The following is a 12,814-nucleotide window of genomic DNA, read 5'->3' on the forward strand; positions in this document are numbered from 1 at the left end:
GTTAAGATGATGATGTAATTTAATACAAGTAGAATTATTCAACCCTTAATCTCTTGTTTAAAAATTACTAAGAATAAAGACTTGCAAAAGTCTTTTTTTATTTTACTTTTTGATATTTTTTTGTAGAATGGTGATGACAAAAGAGGTAAAAAAGATGGCAAAAGTGGGAATTAATTGGTGAAAAGATGCAAAAAAGCGGAATATTGATGTAAAAATAAGTAAATTTGATGATTATTGTATACAAAATAATTACAAACTTGCTACAAAAGAAACCTTATTAATCTTTTGTGAATTAGAAGAAGATTAATATGCAAGTCTTAAAAATAGCAATATTATTGCTTATAATACCTTAAAAATGAAAATACGAATATTAGAAAATAATATAAAATTATATCTCTTAAATGAAACTAAGGGGATGTATAAGTATATGCACAGTATTATGGCAGTGAAAATGAAACTGAAATAAATTATACTCCACCAGTAATTAATATAACGAATGGTCGTGATATATAATGGCAATGTTATATGAATATAGTTATCTCACTAGAATAGTAGTTATTTTATTAAATAATACAGAATATATAGCAAATAAGATTAATTTAGCAGGTAGTCGTAAAGCGGGGTAAAACATATTCTATTGATGAATTAATAGCATTATTAAGTTGTGTAGTATTAGCACATAAAGATAAAAAAATAGCAATATATGGTTTTCGGCTAAATAGTGCTGATACTGATGAAATGCAATAAGATATTCAAGATGCATTATATAAAATAGGTTTAATTCTTAATCCTACTAAAAAATGAAAAGGTGATCATTATCAATATAATGCTAGGTTTAAAAAACCTACTTGATTATTTCCTAATGATAGTTTTATTAAATTACAAGGAGCAAGAAAAAGTAATTCATCGCAAGTATATGTATTTAACAACGGCGATTATTTTTTTTTAACATCACCTACACCTAAAACTATGACTGATGTATTAAACATTTTACTAGTGAATCATTAAAAACAGTAGAAAACTATATGACATCGGCCAATAATTACTTTAAAAGAGTATAACAATTTGTAGATAAAATGTTATAAAATAATATTTTTATAAATATTTAATTAAAAAAGTGCTATTAAGTTAATCTTAATAGCACTTTTTAACTAATTGTCTTTTCGAAAATAGTTTGAATATTATTTAATAAGTTTCCTTTAATATATGTTAATTCATTATCTAATAAATGACAACTAGTTTTAACATCATATCATAGGACATGGTCATTAATTGTTGTTTTTTTAAAGTTAATTTTATTAATATTTTTTTTTAATAATTCTAATAGTTTATCACTTTCCAAATGATCAATAATTAAATTAATTGCTTGTTGATTTGAAATAAATTTATATCCTTCAAAAAAGTTAATAAAATTCATTGCATATTCTTCTTTTCATTTTGGGTTTGTTGAAAAAATATAATCTTTAAATTCAAATAAATGCATTTTTTGATTAAATGATCAATAAAAAGATTTAATTTGACTAATAACTTCTGGAATAATTTGTAATTTTTTTTCATTAACATTAAAAATTGAACTTAAAAATTGCATAAATAAATTAAGAATAATTTTTTCAGCAGCAATTTTAACTTCTTTATGATATTTATCAAGGTTCTTTTGAATTAAAGGAACATCATAAAATAAATTATAATCAATTAAAAAGGTATACTTAATCCGGTTTCGTAAATAATTATCATACAAAGCTTGATAAATTTTTTTATTCACAATTACATTATTATAATAATTTGTAATTAATTTATCATTAATTGGTAAAGATAATAAATAATCAATAAAAAACTTATTCAACCCTTGATACTGAAACGACCTAATTTGATGATATGATAAAAAATATTTTCGATATTGACTAATACTCATTTTTCGTCAAATTGCTTCAAAACTAGTTGGATTAGAAAAATCAAATGTTAACTTTTCTGATTTAACAGTTGTTCATTCCGAAGGTTCTTCGTCAATTGGTTCAGGGTCATCTTTTAAAATAATATTCCGTTTTGTTGGGTCAATATAATTATCGTCATCATTTGTCATAATATGTTGTTTGTTAAATTTAAAATATTTTTCTTCATTAGAAGAATTATTAACTATTAAATCAGGAATATCATGTAAAGCAATTACAGGTTTTTCCTTTTCATTTTTAATTGGATATAATAACTGAATAAAATTGAGATACCGGTCTGAGAAAGATAGACTACTAAAATCAATTGTTTTGCGTTGTGATGTTACTTTTGCTGTTGGTTCAGATTTTTCTTTTTGTTCAAAATTAGAACTTAACTTCGCAATTGACTTTGTTGAAGGCGACACAGATGGTTCAACTATGTCTTCTTTTTCTTGTTCTTGTCGACTAAATGATTCTAATGTTTCATTACCAACATAATGATATCCGCGGAGAAAAATAACCCGGTTATCTTTTAATAATGTAATAAATTGATTTGCCTGGTCAGAAGTTACGGTTGGAAAATAAGTATGAATTAAATTTAATAATTCTGCTTTAATAATCCGATTACCATTTTTTGGTAAATATGTTTTAAATAAATATATTTCTAAATCCTTAAGATTTTTTATTTTTTTAATTTTAGTTAAATCAAATTTCATAAGGCCTCCTATTTACCAATAATTTTTTGGACAATCCTATTAATAATATCTGCTTGGTAATTTTTAAATAACCAATTACTATGTAAAATTGCTTCAATTTTTCATCCGCGGTCAACCAAATACTTTTGACGATAAAAATCATATTCTTTTTGTTCAACCCCAATTGGATATGTTAAATCATCACAAATAATGCCTAATACATAATGGTCCTTTTTCTGATCATATACTGTAACATCAATTTGATAAGTTCCTTGCACTGTATATGTTGCAATTTGATAACGTTCATAACCACTTAAGGCTGCTGTTAAAGCAGTTGCAACTTCTGTTGTAAATTGTCGGTTAATTTTAGAAATTTGCTGTTCTTGGTCATAGCTTTTTGCTGTTGTTAACTTTGCTAATACTTTGTTTTCTTGATCTTTACCACGGTTTAATTGTTCAACATATTCCAAATAATATTTAAAGTACCGCGGACCAGGATGTTTTGAATCTTCTGAAATTAATGCTGATGGAAATGACTTAACAATATAAATTTTTTCTTTAGCCCGCGTAATTGCCACATTTAAGCGATTCTCACCACCTGCTTGCGATAAAGGACCAAAAAATTGTGCAAATTTATTATTTTCATCTCGGGCAAAACCAATTGAAAAAATAATAATATCACGTTCATCACCTTGAATATTTTCAAGATTTTTAACAAATAATCCTTCATTACGGCCATTATGCATTCGATGTAATTCTTGTTCTAATGCTGGTGTTTTTTCAAATTCATCAGTTAAATATTGTCAAATTAAGTTTTTTTGCACTTCATTAAAAGTAACAACTCCTATTGTTTCTTGCTGTTTTCGAATTGTAATAATTTCTTTTAGTAACATAACAATTCGTTTTGCTTCAGGAATATTCCCGCGGTTTTTTCATACTCCATTGGGAACATCAATTAATTTTAATGGAAAATCTTTTTTTGTCTTATTTGAAATCATAATTAAATTATTATCATAGAAAGCAGCATTTGAAAAATTAATTAATTCACTATACTTTGACCGGTAATGGAATCGTAAAATACTAGAATTATATTGCTTACTAGCAAAATCAAGTAAACTCTTATCAGTTAAGGTTGTTTCAAGGGCTAATAATTCTTCGTTTTGTTCTAATCCATCATAATCAAACCGGGATGAAAAGAAATTTGTTGGTCCTAATTGTTTTTTATCCCCAGCAATTAAAATTCGTTCTGCCCGATAAATAATTGGAATTGCGCGCTCAACAAAAATTTGTGATGCTTCATCAAAAATTAATTGGTCAAATTCTTGATGATTTAATGGTAATAATTGCGAGGCAATATCTGGAGTTACCATAATAACAGGAAATAAAATTTTAATTAATTCATAATTATTTTTAAAAAAATAAGTAATTGACCGTTTTGTTTTCTTTCGACATTCTTCAATAATTTTAGGCAATGTTTCAGTATAATTTGCTTTAATAACATCCCGAATTTGTTGATGGTATAAATAAGTTAAATATTCCGTTGTATTAACCATTGATTGATTGCTTAATTTAGTTAGTTCTTCTCGTCAATTTAAAGTTCCAACTTTTAATAACTCAGCATGTTCTGATTGAAAAAAATGAACAAAATAATGTTGATAAATTAATAGCATATCTGCTTCAGTTTTAACAACAGTTCCTAAGTAAGCATATAAGTCATAATTTTTGTCTTCCCGACGAAGACGATCATTTTGGTCAATCAATTCTAAGCGTTTAACAAAATAATCAATATTTTTAAATTCCCTTGTTAATGCATCAATTAAAGCTGCTTCCTCAATTTTAAATAAATTAAATTTATTTTCATCAACACTATTAATCGTATAACTAACAATATTATTTTTTAATACATTAAATATTAAAACTAAAAATTTATGTGGTTTTAAACCTTCTGCTTTTTTTAACATTTTTTTAAATTCTTTTGCTCGAAAACGATGATAAATTTCTGCAAAATGCGGAAAATCATTAAACAATGCTAAAAATTTTTGAACTATAATTATATTTTGATACATTCGATAACAATGACGATAATAATCTTCATATTCTAATTCAAAATAATAAAATTGACTTAATAATTCAAAATCTAATGATAATGGATGGTCCTTAACATTATTTAAAAATTGTAAATAATCTTGATAAGTATTTTGGCACGCAAAAATTTTATATTTCTTAATATTATCAAATAACTGATCCATTTTAGTTAGATACATTGCACTTTCTACTTCTGGATATAATTGATTAATATTATTAATACTATCTAAAATTTTTTGATAAAAACTCTCTTTTTCTTCTAAGTTAGTAATAATTAAACAATAATTTTGAATTTTTTTCATATTATTATAAACAACTTTAATTGCATCTTGTTTTTCCGCACAAAATAGAACACGTTCCCCACGACATAAATTATTAACAATTAAATTACTAATTGTTTGAGATTTTCCTGTTCCAGGTGGTCCTTGAATAATTGTATTTTTTTCTAATGCTTTCTTAATGGCCACTTTTTGGGAAATATCATAATTGTTAATTGCCATTACTGTTCTTTCATTTAATTCTTCTTGATATCGCAGTTGGTTTTCTGCTCAATCCTCCTCAATATTATATTCATTTTGAAACATTTGAATAACAGAATGATCAGAAACTTTCTCTAAATCACAATAATCACGATATAATGTTGTTGATGAAATATTATACATTCCAAGATAACAATCAAAAACTAATCCTAAAATATTAACTTGATAATTATTAATTAAATATTTATCAAAGTTATCAACAATATTAGAAGATAATTGCTCATTTTGTTTGTAGTAATTTAAATTGTATAAATAATTTATTTTATCTTCATTTTTAATCTTAAATCCTAATGTTTTTAAATCAGTAATTGCTTTTTGAAAAATATCATCTGTTAAAGTTAGGGAATCAAAACTAAATTCTGCAACATTATAATTACTATCTTTAATTTGACTTAAGCGAATTGCTGAATTTAATAAAATTTCATCATGTTTTGTTGCTAAAACAATTTTATTTTTTGTACGACTAAGTTCATTAAGTGGTCACAATAATAATGGCGCACGAAAAACTTTTTGTGATTGTGTTAGTCCTTCAATATATGGTCAACCAATATATAATGGATTAATGTTTCGTTCAAAGTAATATAATTTAGCATCTTGTAAAATTCGTGTAAATTTATTAAAAATTTTTGTTGTTTCTTCACTAATAATTTTTTCTAATTTTAATAAGCTTTCCTCACTAATTTTTTTTCCTTCTTTCTTAACAAACAATGTAAAAATAAATTCAAGAATTTTTGAATAATGCAAAATGGGGTACTTATTAAATGCATGTTGCTTTAAGTGTGAAACAAATTCTGCATCATTTTTACTTTTATTAATAATTCCTCCAACGTAACCACAAATTTCCCTAATTGTTTCTCCAGATAATTTAGTAATAATAAGATTTTCTTTCTTATTAATATTTTTTCAAACTTTTTCCGGGTTTTGGTTTGATAAAAATAATAAGTCTAAGAAATTAATAATATTTTTACTTTTTGTGTTAATTTTGGTTAAAAAAATGTCTCCCACTGATTTATCATTTAATAATCGTTTTTTATACTCACTTAAAATCGTTAAAATTTTTTTTTTCATAGCCTTTCTCTTCCTATTAATTTTACTTAATATTAGCACATTTGTTAAAAGTTGTAAATTATTGTAGAAAGGCAAATGTCTTAAAAATAAAATTTTATGAAATAAATTTAGTTAAAAACTACAATAATTTTCAAAAATAGTATATGATTGAAGTAGTGTATGACTAATTTATTTAGTAGATAACATTACATTGATGAGGATAATAGTATGAACGCTATTAATCAATTATTAAATACATTAGAAAATTACGGCAGTATTACGGGAACTAATATTGTTAAAATTCAAACATTACAAAAAAATTATACCATTAAAGATAATTGTTATTTAGTTCAAAAGAAACAAAATTCAAATGAATATGCCTTTTTTGCTAACGCGAAAATATTACCTTGATGAAATTATGAATATGATAATGATCAAAACTTAAAAATTATGAAAAATAACAAGGAAATTATTGAAACAATTCCGAAAGAAAGATATTTATCATTCAAAAATGAAAAAGATGCAATAACTAGTAGTCAAATAGTAATTCCGTTACCGTTAGCAAAACCATTATCAGTAAATGAACTAATTAATGATTATGCTTCAGAACATATTATTAGAACTTTTATTACTGCTTCAGTTCCATTAGAAATTGCTGAAAAAATTACAATAAAAAATACTGAAGCAATTAAAAATAACAGTGAAAATGAACAAATTTGAAGTTTTTCACAACATATTAATGAAGCAAAATAAAATGATATTAGAATTAATGCTAATATCATTTTATTGTCATTGTTTTTAAACAATCTATTTGTTATTGAACTTTATTTATCTAATTCAGATTCTTGTTCGTGTTGATTTGTTTGTTGTTGATCCAAATTATTTAATTGCTCATTAATTGATTTTAATTGCGCTTTATTTAAATCTGTTAAATTTGGTTTTAGAGCAATTGGTGGTTTTCCTTGCCCATTAATGCCTTTTACTTGTGGTTCTTTTGAATCTACTTTTCGTAAATTATTTTTCATTTTCATAATTTCTTGTTGAAAAAGACTTGGTGGCGATGGTGGCGCTTCTTTTGGTTTTTGAATTTTATATCGCATTCCATCAACTTTTGTTCGTCGTTCCACACCATAACTTTCTGTACTCCCTGGGATTGGTGGCGCTGGACGATGTGGTTTTAATGGTTGCAAATTTTCATAAATTGGTTCATTATCTTTTGTGATAATTTCTTTTAAAACTTCCCGATATTGGTTATCTTTAAGATGATTTCCAATTGTTTCACTCATTGCAGTAGCAAATTCTGATGAAACTTGTGCTGCTTCTTTACTACTAAAACCAAGTTTTTTCAAAAATGAATTAAATGACTTTTTAACTGATTTATAAGATGATTTTAATGTATTTTTTGCTTTTGAAGTAATTCCCATTTTATTTACTTCCTTTTTTTAGTTTTTAATTGGTTATGTTTTATAAACAATTAAAGTAATTTATTTTAAAAATATTATTAATATTTTTAAAACCATGTACTATATTAAAATTAACATATTTAATTAAATTTAGCAAGGATTATTTTTAAATAAGCAAATAATAATTTAATAAAAATAAAATTATATAAGATTTAATTCTCATATCATTTTTAAGATTGACAATTAATCATAAGATAAAATTATTTGATTTCCAAATGGTAACCACATTGTGCCACCAATTCAAGTTCCAAAACTACAACCATATTGATATAACAATAATTGTAAATATCATGTTCAATCTTTCCCTATATAATATGTGAAACCAACTTTTTGCTTAATTTCAATCCCAGTGATACTGCTTACTTTCTAATATTTATTAAAAAAATAGAAATTAGCATATTCTTTAACATCCTTTAACGTTGTCGCATGCTTATATTGAAAATTATAATGGTGGTTAACCTATTATGCATTAAAAAGTTGTAAAAATTTTTATCATAATATCTTGTATTGCCTCAACTAGCTGAAGTGGTTTTTGTGTATGGTGTTCGAATCTTATTAAATTATGTTGGATCTTGTTTTCCTGTTTTTATTGTAATAATTTTAAAATTTTCAGTTGTATTATAAGTTTTAATTGTCAATGTCACATCAGATTTTTCCACATTAAAATAATAGACATATTTATTTTCTCACGGTAAATTAGCTTGTGCTAAATTTGTTCCTAAAAAAGCCCACTAGTACTGTTTAATAAAGCTATTGTTAAAAAACTTAATCATCTTGTCATCTTATTTTCACCTCACAATTAAGTTAAACATCTAATTGAAAAGATTAATATGAGTTTTTTCATAGTTTTTTTAAGCAATAAGGTACATACCTATGGTTGTATTATAACATATAAAAATATTTAAAGTTTACTTTAAAACTAATACATCTTTACTTTTATTCATTGTTATAAATAATTATATTTTTTCATATTTTTAAAAGTTGCTTTAATTGTTCTTTTTTTCTCTGCAGTATTAACAGAAAAAAATTTTGGTCTTTTGTAGCAAGATGACCAACATCTTTAATTTTATTAGTTTTAATTACCACAGTAATAATCATATCATCATGATAATGGTTTAAGAAGAATTTATATTGACCTCAAATGGTTTCTTCCGTTACTTGATTTTGAACCATTAAATTTCCTTCAGCAACATTTTCTCCTTCATCATTTAAAATAAAAATTATTTTCGCACGAATATAACTTTTTTTGAACTCCAAAATATATCATTCCTAAAATAATCATTGCAATAAGCGATGAAATTGAAATAAAAGCTTCTCAAATAATTTGCTAAGAATTTTTAAATATTTTCAAAAATAACCATTAATTTTCCTCACTTCTTAAATAATTAAGATAATAAGTTAATACTATTTTTATCTTATAATACTTTCTAAAAAAATAATGGTACTCTAATTTTATTTTTTAAGATTATTTTTTAATAATTTAAGTTTTAAATACTTTTTCATGTTAATTAAAAAAAATAAGTAGTAAAATATAAATACTACTTATTTCATCGTTTTGATTTATTAATTCATTTTGTGATTTTAAAAAAATCTAAAACTTTACTGCAAAAAGAAGAAAAACCTTTTTTAGTTGAATAATTTGTTTGATAATAATTTGGTAAATTAATATTTTCTTTTATTTGATTTGCTTCTAAGTCATGTAAAAATTGTTTTTTACTAAACTTTCGTTCGGATTTTTCTTTTTGTGAATTTTTACTTAAAGGCTTATTAACTTCTAATTTCTGCTTAAAAATTTCAGTTTCATCCGTTTGTTCTTGTATTTGACTTAAAACATTTGGTTTTTTACTTGGATCAATAATATTTGCATCAGAAGAACCGCGTCTACGATTAGCGATTATCATATGATCTTTTGTTATATCATTAGAAATATTTTCTTCAATTGCTTTCTTTTTACTAATATTTCCACTCTTACGAGAAATAGTTTGCTGTTTTAGTTTTCCAGCAAGACTTGTTTCAGAAATTGATGTTTCTTTTCGCTCTAATTTTAGTTCTTGCATCACATATATCCCTTTTACTGGATCATAAACAATAATTGCTGGTTGTTTTTCATTATTATTTTCATCAAACAAATCAATTACCGGACGATTATCGTTTTCTTTTTTAATACCTATCTTATTTTGCTTTGCTAAATATTGCGGTGAAAAACGATCAATTGGTAACACTTTTTCACTTTTAATATTAGCAGTATGTAAATTATATTGTTTTGTTAATTCTTTATTTGTTGTATTAACTGTTTTAAAAATATTATCATATTTTTCCAGACTAAAGTTATAAATTCCACCACGTTTAGCTTGTTCACGACAAACTTTTGCTGCTTTCATTTCTTTATCACGACGAGCATAATATTCGGTAATCATTTTATTTGCTGGTTCAACCTTACCTGTATTACTATGACGAATTAACTTTTCTAATGTGTAAGAATTTATTTTTTTATTTAATAATTGATTTTCTTTTTGATTTAAGTTTTTATCTTTTGTTTTTTCAATAGCCATATTTTCTCCTTATAGTCCTGTTTATTATATCAAATTTTATAAGTATTAAATTATAATAATTTCAAAAATCCATTATTAATTTAACAAACATTAGTAAATCTTGTTCATTAACTTCATATTTTGAAATCTAAGATACCTATTATTATATTGAATAATAATAACAAAAAAGCACCCTCGTGCCTTTAACAACTTAATTGCTAAATATAATATTTCCTGTAGTATATATTATTTTGAGGTTTTTAATAAAATTAAGTAATTAGAAACAAATTAAGTTTCGCTTATAACTAAATGATAACAAAGTTTATAAAAAATTCAACCTTTTTTAAAAAATATAATTTTTAATTATGAATTTCCCTATACTAAAAAGTACTTTTTAAAGTTATTACTAATTTTAAAAATTTTTTTATAAAGATAAAAATTGGTTTTGTCTTTGATTTAAATTAAAAATATTAAATTTAATTTTTTCTTTATTTTTATCAGTTTTATTAATTTTAATTTCATTAATTTTGATATTAAGTCTTAACATTGAAGAAATTAACATATTATTAAATATTTCTTTACAATATATTTTTGCCCCTCGTCCTTTAACAGTCTTAATATAATGTGAAACATCACCCTCAATATGACAACCAATATTATATTCTAATGCTTGATTTTCAATGCCATCTTTATTATTTTTAATTAATTCAATAGTTTCTAATAAAAATTTCTTTTTGTTGTCAATAACATAGGGAAAATTCTAATAATACTACATAATTTCCAGTAAAAAAATATATTTTTGCTAATTTATATTTTAGTCTATTAATTTTGTTTTTATTTCGATATTAAAATAAATCCTTAAATCTTTATGATATGGTGTTATTTTTATATTTTATTTTTATTGCGTTGTAAATTTTTTTAATTTGTTTTTCACCATCACTTAATACTAATATTTTAGTATTTTCATTAATATCATAAGTATTAATTAGTTTAAAAATTTTGTCAATAAAATTATTAAAACTAGATTTTTCATTTTTAGAACTTTTATCCATCATTTGAAAAACACCCTTTTTATTTTTAATTACTTTTCTTGTTTTAGTTGATTTTTATTCATCAATTCCAATATGCATAGTTGAAAAAAATATTTTTTTCAACTTTTTTTTATTTTCTCGAATAGGAACAAAAGCTCCGTCAATTTGAATATACAAAACATTATTTGGAATTTTAATTTTATTGTTATTTTTATTGATAATATAGTCAATTTTTTATAAATTAGCATTCTTAAAAATATTAGATGTTGTATACAAAATATCTTTATATCTTTTTCCATAACCTAAAAAAGAGAGATATTTATCTATTAAATTCTTTTCAACTCTTTTATATTTTTTTAAACCTAATTACTCATCTAAAGGAAAACGATTTATATATTTTTTATTTTCTTCATCATATTTAACATATCTTCGTCTTTTTGAACGAACATTACTAAATTCTGTTTGAATTGTTTTTGGTAATTTTTATACCACCCTATATCATTGTAATATTTTCCTTTGTTGATATAATTTAAATATCTCATTATCTCTTTAAATTAAGAAGTTATTAATTTATTTTATTGTTTCTAATATTTTATTTTCTTTATAATTTTCTAACAAATTATGTTTTAACTCCATCTTCTTATTATTTCCTATCTTTAAAAAACATTTTTAATATGACATTAATAATATTTAATTTGATATTTGATAAGTTTATTTATCTTATCATAAATTTAAAAGTAAGGATATTTAAAAATACAATATTTTACTAAAATTAATAACAAAAAACGAATTACTAGTTATGAACATTTAAATAAAAAATATGATTTAAATTTTAGTGACTATAATTTTGGTTTTGACTGAGAAGTATTTAAAGACTTTGTTGGTAATAGTTATCCCTTACCAACTTTACCCATAATTTTATTACCATTGGTATAACCGGCAAAAGCAATACGAACACCACTAGGAAAAACAATTTCTCCACCTTTTTTAACATTTTTAGGTCAAATAATACCATTTTCATTGTTTGGTCCTAAATCAATACTATATTTATCATATAAGTAATTACATACATTAATTGTATCTCCAAAAGTAGTGTCCTCATGTGTATTAGCATATCTTCGTAAAATATTAGATGAAGCATCATTAAAATTACAAGCATAAAATAATTTTTCTGCTATATGATTTCATGTTTTATTAGTACCACGACCCGCAGAAGAAAACTTAAAAAAACTTGGTGAAGTAAAATAACGGGCATAATGTTCAGTGTTCATCTTTAATATCATTTGCCGTTACTGGATAAGCTCGTATCATTAATTCTTGTAATTTATTAATAATTTTTTTATTTAATTTTTTCATCAAATATTTTCCTTTCTGTAAAAAACATAGTATTCTTTTATTGGTTAATATTTTGATATTTAGTAGATAATTTATTTTAGTATTTAATTACTTCGCCGCCCGCTCCACTTCGGGGTGAGCGGGGGCGGATAGGATATTT

The 12,814-nt window shown here is 23.5% G+C and carries 10 protein-coding genes; 2 read left to right on the forward strand and 8 right to left on the reverse strand.

Annotated features, from left to right (window positions below; all coding sequences use genetic code 4):
- The first annotated feature begins 154 nt into the window (after positions 1–154).
- Positions 155–307 (forward strand): hypothetical protein, encoded by a 153-nt coding sequence (locus SKUN_RS09300; protein WP_158500777.1) that lies wholly within the window; start codon positions 155–157, stop codon positions 305–307.
- Between the two features lie 840 nt (positions 308–1,147).
- On the opposite strand, the gene SKUN_RS04460 is transcribed toward SKUN_RS09300, so the two are convergent.
- Together SKUN_RS04460 and SKUN_RS04465 are read right to left on the reverse strand one after the other, a co-directional pair.
- Positions 1,148–2,644: a hypothetical protein gene (locus SKUN_RS04460; RefSeq protein WP_053391024.1), complete on the reverse strand. Its 1,497-nt coding sequence runs from the start codon at positions 2,642–2,644 to the stop codon at positions 1,148–1,150.
- An 8-nt stretch (positions 2,645–2,652) separates the two neighbouring features.
- Entirely contained in the window at positions 2,653–6,315 is a 3,663-nt protein-coding gene (locus tag SKUN_RS04465) for an AAA domain-containing protein (RefSeq protein ID WP_053391025.1), read from the reverse strand.
- Between the two features lie 207 nt (positions 6,316–6,522).
- Here SKUN_RS04465 and SKUN_RS04470 point away from each other — a divergent pair, with 207 nt between their 5' ends.
- Positions 6,523–7,047, forward strand: coding sequence for a hypothetical protein (locus SKUN_RS04470; protein ID WP_053391026.1), 525 nt, complete (start codon positions 6,523–6,525; stop codon positions 7,045–7,047).
- 71 nt (positions 7,048–7,118) lie between these two features.
- On the opposite strand, the gene SKUN_RS04475 is transcribed toward SKUN_RS04470, so the two are convergent.
- The 6 genes from SKUN_RS04475 to SKUN_RS11340 form a co-directional block, all read right to left on the reverse strand.
- On the reverse strand, positions 7,119–7,718 hold the full coding sequence (locus tag SKUN_RS04475) for a hypothetical protein (protein WP_053391027.1): 600 nt from the start codon (positions 7,716–7,718) through the stop codon (positions 7,119–7,121).
- Between the two features lie 975 nt (positions 7,719–8,693).
- The gene (locus tag SKUN_RS04480; RefSeq protein WP_053391028.1) at positions 8,694–9,014 is read right to left on the reverse strand and encodes a hypothetical protein; all 321 of its coding nucleotides are present in this window, start codon (positions 9,012–9,014) and stop codon (positions 8,694–8,696) included.
- A gap of 281 nt (positions 9,015–9,295) precedes the next feature.
- Positions 9,296–10,309, reverse strand: a complete 1,014-nt coding sequence (locus SKUN_RS04485) for a hypothetical protein (protein WP_053391029.1) — start codon at positions 10,307–10,309, stop codon at positions 9,296–9,298.
- Positions 10,310–11,154: 845 nt separating this feature from the next.
- Positions 11,155–11,343 (reverse strand): hypothetical protein, encoded by a 189-nt coding sequence (locus tag SKUN_RS04490; RefSeq protein WP_053391030.1) that lies wholly within the window; start codon positions 11,341–11,343, stop codon positions 11,155–11,157.
- Positions 11,344–12,209: 866 nt separating this feature from the next.
- Positions 12,210–12,590, reverse strand: a complete 381-nt coding sequence (locus SKUN_RS04500; protein WP_053391032.1) for a hypothetical protein — start codon at positions 12,588–12,590, stop codon at positions 12,210–12,212.
- Positions 12,541–12,675: a hypothetical protein gene (locus SKUN_RS11340; protein WP_268794800.1), complete on the reverse strand. Its 135-nt coding sequence runs from the start codon at positions 12,673–12,675 to the stop codon at positions 12,541–12,543. Before SKUN_RS11340 ends, SKUN_RS04500 begins: the two co-directional genes overlap by 50 nt.
- Positions 12,676–12,814 lie beyond the last annotated feature (139 nt).

It is taken from the genome of Spiroplasma kunkelii CR2-3x, from assembly GCF_001274875.1.
GTDB classification, from domain to species: Bacteria; Bacillota_I; Bacilli_A; order Mycoplasmatales; family Mycoplasmataceae; genus Spiroplasma; species Spiroplasma kunkelii.